General features: G+C 46.7%; 11 protein-coding genes. 9 read left to right on the top strand and 2 right to left on the bottom strand.

All coding sequences use genetic code 11. The features are described from left to right. Positions 1-78: 78 nt before the first annotated feature. From pdxH to H3H32_RS05885, 5 genes are all read left to right on the top strand, one after another. Positions 79-720 carry a pyridoxamine 5'-phosphate oxidase gene (pdxH, locus tag H3H32_RS05905; protein ID WP_182461729.1) on the top strand — a complete coding sequence of 214 codons (642 nt, stop codon included), beginning with the start codon at positions 79-81 and terminating at the stop codon, positions 718-720. Positions 721-863: 143 nt separating this feature from the next. Beyond that, the gene (locus tag H3H32_RS05900) at positions 864-2,438 is read left to right on the top strand and encodes an MFS transporter (RefSeq protein WP_182461728.1); all 1,575 of its coding nucleotides are present in this window, start codon (positions 864-866) and stop codon (positions 2,436-2,438) included. 100 nt (positions 2,439-2,538) lie between these two features. After that, on the top strand, positions 2,539-2,760 hold the full coding sequence (locus H3H32_RS05895; protein ID WP_182461727.1) for a DUF6814 family protein: 222 nt from the start codon (positions 2,539-2,541) through the stop codon (positions 2,758-2,760). Between the two features lie 134 nt (positions 2,761-2,894). After that, positions 2,895-4,790 (top strand): acetate--CoA ligase, encoded by a 1,896-nt coding sequence (gene acs, locus H3H32_RS05890; protein ID WP_182461726.1) that lies wholly within the window; start codon positions 2,895-2,897, stop codon positions 4,788-4,790. A 121-nt stretch (positions 4,791-4,911) separates the two neighbouring features. Then, entirely contained in the window at positions 4,912-5,889 is a 978-nt protein-coding gene (locus H3H32_RS05885) for an ADP-ribosylglycohydrolase family protein (RefSeq protein ID WP_182461725.1), read from the top strand. Between the two features lie 18 nt (positions 5,890-5,907). Here H3H32_RS05885 and H3H32_RS05880 read toward each other — a convergent pair whose 3' ends face one another. Further along, a complete protein-coding gene (locus tag H3H32_RS05880; RefSeq protein ID WP_182461724.1) occupies positions 5,908-6,435 on the bottom strand; it encodes a hypothetical protein in 528 nt (175 codons plus the stop codon). Positions 6,436-6,651: 216 nt separating this feature from the next. Between H3H32_RS05880 and H3H32_RS05875 the strand changes: the two genes are divergently transcribed. From H3H32_RS05875 to H3H32_RS05860, 4 genes are all read left to right on the top strand, one after another. Continuing rightward, entirely contained in the window at positions 6,652-8,424 is a 1,773-nt protein-coding gene (locus tag H3H32_RS05875) for an ABC transporter ATP-binding protein (protein ID WP_182461723.1), read from the top strand. A 284-nt stretch (positions 8,425-8,708) separates the two neighbouring features. Next, the gene (locus H3H32_RS05870) at positions 8,709-10,109 is read left to right on the top strand and encodes a PQQ-dependent sugar dehydrogenase (RefSeq protein WP_182461722.1); all 1,401 of its coding nucleotides are present in this window, start codon (positions 8,709-8,711) and stop codon (positions 10,107-10,109) included. A gap of 96 nt (positions 10,110-10,205) precedes the next feature. Beyond that, positions 10,206-10,592 carry a helix-turn-helix domain-containing protein gene (locus tag H3H32_RS05865; RefSeq protein ID WP_182461721.1) on the top strand — a complete coding sequence of 129 codons (387 nt, stop codon included), beginning with the start codon at positions 10,206-10,208 and terminating at the stop codon, positions 10,590-10,592. A 167-nt stretch (positions 10,593-10,759) separates the two neighbouring features. Then, on the top strand, positions 10,760-11,143 hold the full coding sequence (locus H3H32_RS05860; RefSeq protein ID WP_182461720.1) for a VOC family protein: 384 nt from the start codon (positions 10,760-10,762) through the stop codon (positions 11,141-11,143). A gap of 54 nt (positions 11,144-11,197) precedes the next feature. On the opposite strand, the gene H3H32_RS05855 is transcribed toward H3H32_RS05860, so the two are convergent. Beyond that, positions 11,198-12,697 carry a DUF952 domain-containing protein gene (locus tag H3H32_RS05855; protein WP_182461719.1) on the bottom strand — a complete coding sequence of 500 codons (1,500 nt, stop codon included), beginning with the start codon at positions 12,695-12,697 and terminating at the stop codon, positions 11,198-11,200. Between the last annotated feature and the right edge of the window lie 510 nt (positions 12,698-13,207).

The following is a 13,207-nucleotide window of genomic DNA, read 5'->3' as shown; positions in this document are numbered from 1 at the left end:
GAACGTACCGATTACTTTTGCAAAAGTACGATAAAATGCGAATTTTCTTGTAGTACAGCCTTTAAACAAGCCCACAGAATGTCATCAGCTATCAGTGATTTACGTAATGAATACACACTAAGCGGTTTAGACGCTGCTGAGGTTGCTCCAGATCCGATTATTCAGTTCCGGCAATGGTTCGATGCAGCGGTGCAGGCAGGGGTTCCAGAACCCAATGCGATGCATGTCAGTACCGTTACAGTTGAGGGTCGTCCAGATGGGCGAATCGTTTTACTGAAAGATGTATCAAACGGGGGCTTTGTTTTCTATACTAATTATGAAAGCCGGAAAGGGCAGGAACTTACGCACTATCCGTTTGCTACACTCACTTTTTTTTATCCCGAACTTGAACAGCAAATTCGGATTGAGGGTGTGGTGGAAAAAGTTAGGCCTGAAGAATCGGATGCTTACTTCAGCAGTCGCCCGCGGGGCAGTCAGATTGGGGCCTGGGTTTCGAACCAAAGTAATGTAATCGAAAGCCGCGATGTACTCGAAAACCGACAGCGGGAATTGGAAGCCCAGTTTGCAGGTCAACCTATTCCCAGACCGCCCTACTGGGGAGGTTTCCGGGTGTTGCCCGATGCCATCGAATTCTGGCAAGGTCGCCCAAGCCGATTACACGACCGAATTCGCTATAAAATCATAGATGGCAATTGGCAGATTGAACGGCTAGCGCCGTAATGGCGAAAGAGCGAAAGAGTGAAAGTGCAGACGGTACCTTGTGTATTTACGCACTTTCACTCATTCGCTCTTTCGCCACTCTATAAGGTAAATGCTACCCCTAAATCGCTTTGGTAAGCGAAATCTCTCCCTTCCTATTCTTTATGAGTGCCAAGCGAAACAAAGCGAAACCGAAATCAACGGTTGATAAACGTACCTTATTCAGTGTCATTTCGGCCTCATCGGTCGGAACGCTCATTGAATGGTACGACTTCTATATTTTCGGTAGTCTGGCGGCCATATTATCGTCGCAATTTTTCCCGAAAGATAATCCCACAGCTGCCTTACTCTCGACCCTGGCAACCTTTGCCGCAGGCTTCATTGTACGCCCGTTTGGCGCGCTGGTGTTTGGGCGATTAGGCGATCTGGTCGGTCGGAAATACACGTTTTTAGTGACGCTGGTGCTAATGGGCGGTTCAACTTTCGCCATCGGACTCATTCCAGGCTATGCAACCATTGGTTTCTGGGCTCCCCTACTGGTTTTATTGCTTCGGCTAATTCAGGGACTAGCTCTTGGTGGCGAATATGGTGGCGCTGCAACCTACGTGGCCGAGTACGCACCCGAAGGCCGACGGGGCTATTACACAAGTTTTATTCAGACGACCGCCACACTAGGCTTGTTTGTATCATTGGGCGTGATTTTACTAACCCGCGAATCGCTGGGCGTTGACAAATTTGCGGCCTGGGGTTGGCGGGTGCCGTTTCTATTATCGATTCTTCTAGTTGGCGTATCCATTGTTATCCGGCTACGGATGGCCGAGTCGCCTTTGTTTTCCAAATTAAAAACTGAAGGAAATCTCTCGAAAAACCCACTGGCAGAAAGTTTTGGCAAGAAGCAGAACCTGAAAATGGTGCTACTGGCACTGTTTGGAGCTACAGCCGGGCAGGGTGTTATCTGGTACACGGGGCAGTTTTATGCCTTATCGTTTATTCAGAAAGCCTGCAATGTCGAGTTTGTGCAGTCGAATATGATCGTTGCGATTGCCCTACTCGCGGCTACTCCTTTCTTTATTGTATTCGGTGGGTGGTCGGATCGGATTGGTCGGAAACCGATTATGCTGGCGGGTATGGCACTGGGGATTCTAACCTATCGCCCCATCTACGATAAACTATACAGCCTGAGCGATCTAAGTCAGAAACAGGAGTTTGTGGATGCCCAGACGATTGACCGCAAGTCGACCAAACAAGATGATGGCAGTTTATTGACTACAATGACCACCAACCATTTTTACGAAGGTGGACTCATAGCCAAAGACATCGAAAAAACGGTTACAGAGAGCCCAGGAGGCAAATCGTCTAAACCTGAACTGACCAAAACAATCATATTACCCACGGCTAGTTTCTGGTTGATGGTCCTGCTGGTATTCATACAAGTAGTTTATGTAACCATGGTTTATGGCCCCGTTGCAGCCTTCCTAGTCGAATTGTTCCCAACTCGTATTCGCTATACGTCCATGTCGCTGCCGTATCATATTGGCAATGGCATTTTTGGTGGACTAACCCCATTCATTGCCACCGCCTTAGTAGCAACGGCCACAAAAGCTAACGAAGTCGCTCCGGGTTCAGTGGCGAAACCCTATCTCGAAGGACTTTGGTACCCCATTCTGGTAGCGGGCGTATGTCTGGTCATTGGGTTGCTGTATTTAAATAATAAACCTTACACCACGGCGGAGGATTAAAAATTCATTAATGGATAACGGAAAGTGAATAATTAACAAGGACTGACCAGTTAACATTATCCACTTCCCATTAGCTATTGTACATCATGCATTAACTACTATGGAACTACTTAAGAAATACTTTGGCATTGTCTGGATTTTGCTTGGCGTTTACGTTGGTTACGAACGCATTACCGATAGCCTGACGAAAATTAGTAGTGATAAACTCGAAGATCGCGTATTTGGCTGGGTGATCCTTTGCGTACTCGTCCCCATCGTTGTCGGCGGACTGATCCTTTTCGGCAAATACGCCCTCAATGGAGAATATAAATCTAATGAGTGAATGAGTGATTGAGCGAATGAGTTAATAGATTTGCTTCCTTATTTCGTTTATCGATTAAATCCGTTACGACGGGATAGTTCATTCATAATTCACTCATTCGCACATCGGACCGGCGTCCCGGTCATTCATTGATTATGCGTATCCGAACCTTTGACGAGTACCAAACTGCCTACCAGAAAAGTGTTGACGACCCTGAGGAGTTCTGGGCCGAAATCGCTCAGAATTTCCTGTGGCGCAAACCCTGGACAAAAACCCTACAATGGAACTTCAACGAACCGAATGTTAAGTGGTTCATTGGTGGCAAACTAAACATTACCGAAAACTGTCTTGATCGGCACCTGGCCGAACGGGGCGATCAACCGGCTATCATCTGGGAACCCAACGACCCACATGAAGCGGGTGTTACGCTTACCTATCGAATGCTGCACGATCAGGTTTGTCGATTTGCCAATGTGCTGAAACGTAACGGCGTTGTCAAAGGCGACCGGGTCTGTATTTACTTGCCAATGGTTCCCGAACTAGCCATTGCCGTGTTGGCCTGCGCCCGCATTGGCGCTGTTCATTCGGTGGTATTTGGCGGTTTTTCGGCACAAAGTATCGCTGACCGGATTAATGATTCGCAATGTAAGGTGGTCGTTACAGCTGATGGTTCGTATCGGGGCAATAAAGAAATTCCGCTCAAAAGTACTGTAGACGATGCACTGATTGGCTGCCCAAGCGTTCAGAAAGTGATCGTTATGACGCGTACCCGCACACCAGTGTCCATGCTGAAAGGCCGCGATATTTGGTGGGAGCAGGAGTTAAAACAAGTTACAGCCGATTGTCCTGCCGAGGAAATGGACGCCGAAGACATGCTCTTCATTCTGTACACGTCCGGCTCAACGGGCAAGCCCAAAGGCGTTGTGCATACCTGTGGCGGCTACATGGTTTACGCAACCTATACGTTCCAGAATGTATTTCAGTACGAACCCAATCAGGTGTTTTTCTGCACCGCTGATATTGGTTGGATCACGGGGCATAGCTATATCGTGTATGGCCCATTAGCCTCGGGCGCTACTTCGGTGATTTTCGAAGGCGTACCAACCTACCCCGATTGTGGCCGTTTCTGGGACATTACCGATAAACACAACGTCAATATTCTTTACACGGCTCCAACCGCTATTCGGTCATTGATGGGCTTTGGTCTTGATAAGGTCGAGAACCACGACTTAAGTAGCTTACAGGTGCTTGGCTCAGTGGGTGAACCGATCAATGAAGAAGCCTGGCATTGGTACGACGATCACATTGGTAAAAACCGATGCCCGATTGTTGATACGTGGTGGCAGACCGAAACCGGTGGCATTCTGATTTCGCCATTGGCAGGTATTACTAAAACAAAGCCTACGTTTGCTACGCTTCCACTCCCTGGCGTTCAGCCAATTCTGGTGGACGAAAACGGGAAGGAAATCGAAGGGAACGGTGTTAGCGGAAACCTCTGCATGAAATTTCCGTGGCCGGGTATTTTGCGTACTACCTACGGCGATCACGAACGCTGCCGTCAGACGTACTTCGCGACCTATCCGGGTCTTTACTTTACAGGCGATGGTTGCTTGCGGGATGAAGACGGTTATTACCGAATCACAGGTCGGGTCGATGACGTGTTAAACGTATCGGGCCACCGCATCGGTACAGCCGAAGTAGAAAATGCGATCAACATGCACACGGGTGTAGTTGAGAGCGCAGTTGTCGGTTATCCGCACGACATCAAAGGGCAGGGCATTTACGCGTACGTCATTACCGATCAGGAACCGAACGGACATGATGCCGACCTAACCAAACGCGATATTCTGGCCACCGTTAGCCGGGTCATTGGTCCCATTGCCAAGCCAGATAAAATTCAGTTTGTAACGGGTCTACCCAAAACACGTTCGGGGAAAATCATGCGCCGAATCCTGCGCAAAATTGCCGAAGGCGATACGGGTAATTTAGGAGATACCTCAACGCTGCTCGATCCGGGCGTAGTGGATGAGATTAAAGAAGGAGCATTATAATACAAACCTATAAGGTTTTGAAAACCTCATAGGTTTCGGGAAGCGCCGGGCGGAGACGTCCGGCGTTTTAGTTTAGCCGACCACGTAAAATTTCAGTACCACTAATTTAACAATTAACCCAATGAACACATCTAAAACTTCATCAAACAATGTCCTAAATGCCCTTATGGGACTATGTGTAGGCGATGCCTTGGGGGTTCCTGTCGAATTTACCAGCAGAAAGATTTTACACAATAACCCTGTAACTGACATGCTTGGGTTTGGCACTCATAATCAGCCTATTGGAACATGGTCAGACGACAGTTCATTAGCTTTTTGTTTAGCTGAAAGTTTGTGTAAAGGCTATAACCTTGACGACATAGCTCTTCAAGCCGTTAAATGGTACAGTGCTGGCTTGTGGACGCCCCATGGTAATGTCTTTGATATTGGTATAGCAACGTCTACAGCTCTTCACAAAATAGCAACTGGAGTTAGCCCTAAAACTTCTGGAGGAGCGGGTGAATACGACAATGGAAATGGTTCACTAATGCGAATCTTACCTATTATTTTTTACTTAAAAGATAAACCTATACAACAACGCTATCAAATCATTGCTGAAGTATCAGGTATCACTCATCGACACATTCGGTCAATTTTTTCCTGCTTTATTTATTGTGAATATGCCTTGCTCCTACTAAATGGTTTGGAGAAATTTCAGGCACTCCAAGTTATGCAGAACACTATAAACGAATTCCTTAGGGCGAATTCTGTTCTGGACGATATCGAGCTTAACCGCTTTCATCGGTTATTAGAAAACCCAATCGATGATTACGAAATCCGACCAATTTATCAATACGAAGAGGTAGAAATTGCCTCATCAGGATATGTTATCCATACGTTAGAGGCCAGTCTGTGGTGCTTATTAACAACAAGTAGTTATGTGGAAGCGGTGTTGAAAGCGGTGAATCTTGGAGAAGATACCGATACCACAGGTTGTGTGACTGGCGGCCTTGCTGGATTATATTATGGATTTAACGATATACCCTCAACATGGATAAACGCTATCGCCCGAAAACAGGATATTTTCGATCTCGCCAATAAACTTAACGGCGCGTACTAGGGTAGGTTTACCAACTTCCTACTTCACCTTCACAATCTCCCCGAAGTAGTTCATAAACAACGTAAAATCCATTGTCTTTTTGCTGACAGGCTCCAGCAGATGCATCGTCAGGGTGATGTAGCGCTGGCCATTGAAGGTGGGTTTGTAGATTACTTTTTTCAGGATAGACTGCTTGATGGCATCATCACTTTTGGTAAAATACAGTAGATCGTCTTTGAGAAGCGTTCGTTTAAACAGCTGACTCCCGGACTTTTTCGTTGCCAACACCGTAATCGTATTATTAAAGTAGCAATTAGAACCCACTTGCGTCGAACTGGTGTCCTGATCTAATGTCAGCGAAACTTTAATGGATTTGCCCGACTCCTGGTACACATCGGCTTTACCCAGTTTATCGGCATCGACAACCGACTGGCAATTCTTAGGTTTTGGGGTTGCTGCGACAGCAGAATCTGTAGTGGTGACAGCAGTCTCCTGTTTTTTTTCAGTATTCCCACCACAAGCCGTTAGCAGACTGAGGATAAAAAGAAGTAAAACGGCATTTTTCATTGAATAAAGGGAGCTTAACCGCAGAGAGCGCAAAGGTATCGCAAAGATTGCAAAGAACTATTGCTCTGCAGCCTTTGCGATATTTCTGCGCTCTTCGCAGTTAAAACAGCTCTCTCCAAGCGACCTAAAATCCTCCATTTTGTGTTGTATTTATGAGGCCGTCGGGTATTAGGTACGCCTGGTTCATCAACGTCTTGTACTACTACTAACTTATTTATGCAACTTCTTTACAGTTATTTACGGCGCTATTGGGGCTTGTTGGCTCTTGCGCTGGTACTGGCGGCTATCAACCAGATTTTCTCGCTGCTTGATCCGTACATTTTCCGAAAAATCATTGACCAGTACGTCGTTAAGCCTGGTGGCACCCTGCGACCGTTAGGATTCTGGGACTTCCTGAAAAACGGGGCAGGTGTCCTGATTTTACAGGCGCTCGGTGTTGCTATGGTGAGCCGCATCGCTAAGAACTTTCAGGATTATTATGTCAATGTAATCACCCAGCGGCTAGGGGCTCGGCTCTATACTGATGGGCTGCGGCATTCGCTCGAACTCCCCTACCAGGTATTCGAAGATCAACGGTCGGGCGAAACGCTGGGCAAACTACAGAAAGTCCGTTCCGACGTCGAGAAACTGATTCAATCGTTTGTTAATGTGCTGTTTACTTCGGTTGTGGGTATTGTGTTTGTGATGTGGTATGCCGCTACGGTCTACTGGCCCATTGCTCCGGCTTACTTCCTCACGATTCCATTGCTGGGTTTTGTCAGTTCGTTACTCAGCAAAAAAATCAAGACTGTACAGAAAACGATTGTTGCCGAAACGACTGCGCTGGCGGGTTCTACCACCGAGAGTTTGCGCAACATTGAGTTAGTCAAAAGTCTCGGATTGGCTCAGCAGGAAACCGAACGACTGAATGGTACGACCGAAAAAATCCTAAAACTCGAACTCAAAAAAGTACGCTACATCCGATCTCTGTCCTTTATTCAGGGCACGTTTGTGAATTTACTTCGCAATGCGATTATGCTGCTTATGCTGTTTCTGGTAGTGCGGGAACAAATTACGGTAGGCGAATTTTTCTCTCTGTTCATTTATTCATTCGCCATTTTTGGACCGTTGCAGGAACTTGGAAACATCATCAACGTATATCGGGAAACGGAAGCCTCGCTGGCAAATTTCCAGCAGATTCTGGATACCCCTCGCGATGTTCAACCAATCCATCCGCAACCCGTGGAAACGCTCAAAACACTGGCCTTTGAGGATGTTCACTTCAAACACCTCACCGCCGACAAACCAGCGCTCGATGGGATTTCGTTCGATGCGAAATTGGGCGAAACAATTGCCTTTGTTGGCCCTAGTGGTTCGGGAAAAACAACTCTTGTTAAGTTGCTAGTTGGGTTATACAAACCGCTGCGTGGGCAGATTTTGTACAATCATATTCCTGGCTCCGAAGTCAATCTGGATGAGCTGCGGGAACAGATCGGTTTTGTTACGCAGGATACACAGCTCTTTGCCGGGACTATCCGTGAAAACCTTCGCTTTGTAGCGCCCAACGCTACGGATGAAGAATGCCTGACGGCTTTGCATCAGGCGGCTGCTGATTCGCTTTTGGCTCGTGCCCCACAGGGACTTGATACGGTCATTGGTGAAGGCGGGGTGAAAGTGTCTGGTGGCGAAAAACAACGGCTAAGTATTGCTCGAGCCTTACTCCGTAAACCGGCCTTGCTGGTATTTGACGAAGCAACCTCAGCTCTTGATTCGCTTACCGAAGAAGAAATTGGCCGAACGGTTCGTGATTTGTCTGGTTCCCGCCAACACATCACCATTCTCATTGCCCACCGCCTGAGTACCATCCTGCATGCCGATCGAATTTTCGTACTCGAGCAAGGCCATGTGGTTGAACAAGGTGGCCATAATGAGCTCTTAGCCCAGAAAGGATTGTACTATGCCATGTGGCGGCAACAAATCGGAGAACGCAAAGAATTGGTGGCTGTGTAAAAAGAGAGTAGGGCTTTCGCTTGGAGCGGTTCAAATCAATTAAGCCGGCGCACCCATTGTTGGGCGTAGTCTCTAGACTACGCCCTGGTGTTATCTGGTCTCCGACCAGTTTTTCGAGCTTATTTCCCCCGGTCAGAGACCGGATAACACTCGAACGTAGTTAATACTACGCTCAACATGGTACGCTATTTTTATTTTGAGTAGTTGTGAACTACTGCCAAACCGACTGAGTAGTAAAACATTGCCATATTAGGCTTCAATTTACAAACATCACCTTCTACCCTATGTTACGCTTTACGATCGGTGCCGCTTTCGTTGCTGTGTTTTTGCTCAGTAGCTTTTTTATTGAGCCGAAGCCAGCCGCAAAAACGGCTAGAGAGAACTATCAAACGTATTGCTCCTCGTGTCACGGCGAGAAAGTGGAAGCCTTTGTCGACCGGAAATGGAAGCATGGCAATACCAAGAGCGAGCTGATTACAAGCATTTCGGGAGGCTATCCCGATTTAGGCATGCCAATCTGGAAAGCAACCCTGAGCGCCACCGAAATCGACCAGCTAGCCGACTTGATTCTGGAAAGTCTGAAAAATGTGGATCAGTATAAGTTTGCCACTAAGCCTACCTCAAACGTGTTTTCGTCGGAAGGACAAACCGTAAAGTTAGACACTGTTGCTACGGATCTTGGCTCTCCCTGGGGATTAGCGTTCCTGCCCGACAACGAGCTGCTGATTACGGATCGCTCCGGTGATATTTACCGGGTGTCTAAAAACCACCAAAAAGTAAAGATTTCGGGTGGACCCACGGTTTTGGCCGAAGGTCAGGGTGGATTACTGGATGTTGTTCTGCATCCAGATTTTGCCAAAAACCAATTCGTTTACTTTTCGTATTCGGCGGTGAAAAATGAAGGCGACCAAAAACTGTCGACAACAGCCATCATGCGGGCCAAATTAGCAGGCAATGATCTGACGGATCAGAAAGTCATTTTTGAAGCGCTGCCTTATTCCAAAACGCGTCACCATTACGGTTCTCGAATGGAATTTGATAAAAAAGGCTATTTGTTTGTATCCGTTGGCGAGCGGGGAAATGAAAAAGAAAACCCGCAATCCATTGCCAATGACTTAGGCAAAATTCACCGACTCTACGATGATGGCCGTATTCCACAGGACAATCCGTTCGTGAACGACAAAAACGCCCATGCGTCTATTTATTCCTACGGTCACCGGAATCCCCAAGGAATGCTCTACAACCAGGCAACGGGCGAAATCTGGGAAACGGAACACGGCCCTCGTGGGGGCGATGAGCTGAATATTATCAAAAAAGGAGCGAATTACGGGTGGCCGGTCATCTGTTACGGCATTAATTATGATGGCAAACCCATCACCAATTTATCGGCCAAAGAGGGTATGGAACAACCCCTCACCTACTGGCTCCCCTCAATTGCCCCTTCGGGCATGACTTTCGTTGAGAGCACAAAATATCCAGGCTGGAAAGGCAATCTACTCATTGGCTCGCTGCGGTTTCAGTACCTGAACCGTTGCGTCATGAACGGCACCAAAGTGGTGAAGCAGGAAAATATCCTAAAAAATATCGGTCGACTTCGGAACGTCAAACAGGGTCCCGATGGGTATCTGTACGTATCGGTCGAAAACCCTGGTTATGTATTTCGTCTGATGCCGGTGGCGCAGTAAATGAAATCGATAAAATTGAACCCGTCGGATGGAAACGTTCGGCGGGTTTGGTATTATTGGATTATGAATCTGTGAGAGGTTGATAACGCTCCCATTATGACATTCTACCAGCAGCAAGTACTAAAATTCAAGAACGAACTCTACCCACACGAATCACTATGCCAGCAAGTCGTTCAGGCAAAACGATTCATGGATAGCCAGTTGGATAACAATCTGACACTCGACGCTATTGCACAGGAAGCATCGGTCTCGAAATTCCATTTTATTCGTCTTTTCAAGAAGCTATACGGCCAGACACCACACCAATACCTGATACTTGTTCGAATTGCAAAAGCAAAACAGCTCCTTCGAACAAACAACAGTATCAAAGACGTCTGTTTTGCCGTTGGTTTTGACAGCACCAGTTCCTTTACGGGTCTTTTCAAAAAGATTACGGGTTCGACACCGACAGTCTACAAAAACCGGCAAAACCTGCGTTCTTAGCTAGTGATTCACCGCCTTACTACTTCCTCATTTTCGCAGATATATCCAGAAAAATAGCAATTTTCGAGAAGTGCGTTTAGCAATCAGTATAGACCTTTGCCAAGACCATAAGTAAAGCCAAAGACCCTCGGCGAGATTGCCGATCAGAACTCATTTTAGCAGGGAATATGAAACTCAAAGTAACGAGCTTATTAGTCGACGATCAGGAGAAAGCGCTCAAGTTTTACACAGAAATACTAGGTTTCGTCAAGAAAACGGAGGTTCCTTTGGGCGATCATAAATGGCTAACCGTTGTCTCGAATGAAGAACGGGACGGCATTGAGGTACTCCTTGAGCCAATGGCCTTTGCGCCTGCTGCTGCCTATCAAAAAGCCTTATTTGACGCCGGCATTCCGCTGATGGCCTTTAATGTCGACAATATCCAGAGTGAATACGAACGACTGGAAAAACTCGGAGTCGTTTTTAGCATGAAACCAACGACAATGGGCCCGGTAACAATTGCCGTATTTAATGATACCTGCGGCAATAATATTCAGATTGTTCAGCTGTAGGCGTCATTTCTTATTTATCTAATCATACCTTCTGCCGAAAATTAAAATGGGCCTCTAGTGCTCTTTCGGGGCTTTATAAATCTCCCAGGAGCAGCTTTCCAGAAACATTCGACCGTCAAGCGTTTGGGTTGTTGAGCCGTCTGAGATGGAAAGAGTGGCTTCTCCTCCTACCGTTCCCCAAACCTGGCTTGGACTGGCAGAGGGAAAACAAACCAGCGTTTTGGCCGTAGAAGGGGCCATTTTGAGTCGAAACCTAAGGCTCTCGTGCTGAAACTGAATCTCCCCTCCCGTCAGCAATTTGGTATGATCGGGGCTTGAATAGGTACGATTTTGAAGCGTATAATTCTTGCTGATCAATTGAAAGCCTGCGCACAAAATCTGATCACCCTTTTGTAGATAAATGTAGCTACCCGGACTACCAAAAATATTCCAGCCATCACCCGCAAAGTGGTACCATGTCCAGCTTCCACCCTGACGCTCTGGCGTGTCGTTTAGTCGACCTTGCTCGTGGTAAGCCTGACCGCTGAAGTGAGCCTGATAATCGTCCCAGGCAAGCGATCCGGAAACAACGCCATTCGGAATCTGAGAAACGTAGCTAAAGCTTGGCGATCCCACAGGAGCCCCGCTCAATACCGTGCGCAATGGCCCCGGCATCAAGCCCGATGGGTAAGCCGCAAACGGAAGCTGAGTCGGGGTAATAAGAAACTCACCTTTGACTTCCGGGAAATTTACCTGAATCGAGAATTGATTGTCATCCCTTCCCTGAACAGCCCGAATAACCAAACGAGACGGAATTTCCAGATGACTGGCCGAGGTTTTAATCGTCGATTGAGGAACAACGGTCGTAAACCGCTTTGCAGCACCTTCTCGGGGTTTAAGCGCTATTGTAAATACAGCTTTTTTGTCGCTGGTCGATTCGGGTTTTTCCCACCAATGCTGGGGAATAAACGCCAGCGTAACTGAGCTCCCATCCTGAAGAAAAAAATCGAAATACCACCATTGCAACTGGACTTTAGCCCGCTGAAAGTTTCGGGTCTGAAGCTTATGAAAGCGTTCAGTATCCTGCCACTCCTGATAGCTAAGAAACTTATTAACAAGTCGTTTCGGGAGTAAATGGGCGCTAACCCGCTTCAGGAATGGCGCATCAGGCAGGCTAAATGTGCCATCTTTTTTGGGCTTCAGCGCATATACTTTCCTGATCAATATATGCGGAAGTTCGCCATAGTAACGTGGGATTGACCCGTCACGATCAGCCACTCGCTCCCATTTTAAGCGAGGATCGGCCGACGAGACCTTAAGTTTCACTAAGAGCAAATCGGTCTGATTTCGATGTAAGCCATTCGCCGTAAGCATTACCCGCTCTGGCGTTAAAAGAGAAATAAAACCATCGGTAGCCAAAGCAACAGGCCGGTAATGAGCAGTTGCCGATTGAGCTGCCCAATCAGCCTTTTTAACCAGATAGTAAAGAGTTTCGGAAGCTATCGACACGCCGATCGGCAACGTACTCAGGAGCGCAATTAGCAGGAAACGGGTAACGATATTTTGTCGATACATAGACGGGGAACAAATGCAGAAAAGTCTTACCAGAACCATCGGGCGTCGTTACGCTGACACAACTTACAGCGAAACGCCTGACGTGTATCAAGCTCAAAAGTATGTCAATAAAGACATTAAATACATGAATGGAAAATTCATCAGTTTTTCGTCAGTTCATCAAGAATGGCACTGATATTGATAGAAAACGGACATTGTTTTACTAACAAGTAATTCAGTAACTTGAAATAGTCGATAAAAAAATACAATTCACCATAACTTACTAATTTGTGTGTATATCTTAATACTAATACAAGTGGCATAGTCATTGCCAATGGTGACAATTATTGATTGGCGCATGATAGCACAGAAGCTCTGCGTGTAAATACAATTTATTAAAAACATGAAGAGTATCTACTATTCCTCATTCCACTGTTCTCCATCCAGACAGTTAGTCAGACCTAAAAAGTCTAGTTCACCCATTTTTCAGCTACGAAAGGCCTCCTCTCCTTTTTGGCCCCTCCCTAATCA

The sequence above is a fragment of the Spirosoma foliorum genome, assembly GCF_014117325.1.
Classification (GTDB): Bacteria; Bacteroidota; Bacteroidia; order Cytophagales; family Spirosomataceae; genus Spirosoma; species Spirosoma foliorum.
The sequence above is the reverse complement of the archived record's forward strand: the minus strand, read 5'-3'. Positions and strand labels throughout refer to the sequence as shown.

Excerpts from the sequence above, each read along its gene's own strand:
- pdxH (WP_182461729.1), top strand. The coding sequence starts at position 79 with ATGTCATCAGCTATCAGTGATTTACGTAATGAATACACACTAAGCGGT.
- H3H32_RS05900 (WP_182461728.1), top strand. The coding sequence starts at position 864 with ATGAGTGCCAAGCGAAACAAAGCGAAACCGAAATCAACGGTTGATAAA.
- H3H32_RS05895 (WP_182461727.1), top strand. The coding sequence starts at position 2,539 with ATGGAACTACTTAAGAAATACTTTGGCATTGTCTGGATTTTGCTTGGC.
- acs (WP_182461726.1), top strand. The coding sequence starts at position 2,895 with ATGCGTATCCGAACCTTTGACGAGTACCAAACTGCCTACCAGAAAAGT.
- H3H32_RS05885 (WP_182461725.1), top strand. The coding sequence starts at position 4,912 with ATGAACACATCTAAAACTTCATCAAACAATGTCCTAAATGCCCTTATG.
- H3H32_RS05880 (WP_182461724.1), bottom strand. The coding sequence starts at position 6,435 with ATGAAAAATGCCGTTTTACTTCTTTTTATCCTCAGTCTGCTAACGGCT.
- H3H32_RS05875 (WP_182461723.1), top strand. The coding sequence starts at position 6,652 with ATGCAACTTCTTTACAGTTATTTACGGCGCTATTGGGGCTTGTTGGCT.
- H3H32_RS05870 (WP_182461722.1), top strand. The coding sequence starts at position 8,709 with ATGTTACGCTTTACGATCGGTGCCGCTTTCGTTGCTGTGTTTTTGCTC.
- H3H32_RS05865 (WP_182461721.1), top strand. The coding sequence starts at position 10,206 with ATGACATTCTACCAGCAGCAAGTACTAAAATTCAAGAACGAACTCTAC.
- H3H32_RS05860 (WP_182461720.1), top strand. The coding sequence starts at position 10,760 with ATGAAACTCAAAGTAACGAGCTTATTAGTCGACGATCAGGAGAAAGCG.
- H3H32_RS05855 (WP_182461719.1), bottom strand. The coding sequence starts at position 12,697 with ATGTATCGACAAAATATCGTTACCCGTTTCCTGCTAATTGCGCTCCTG.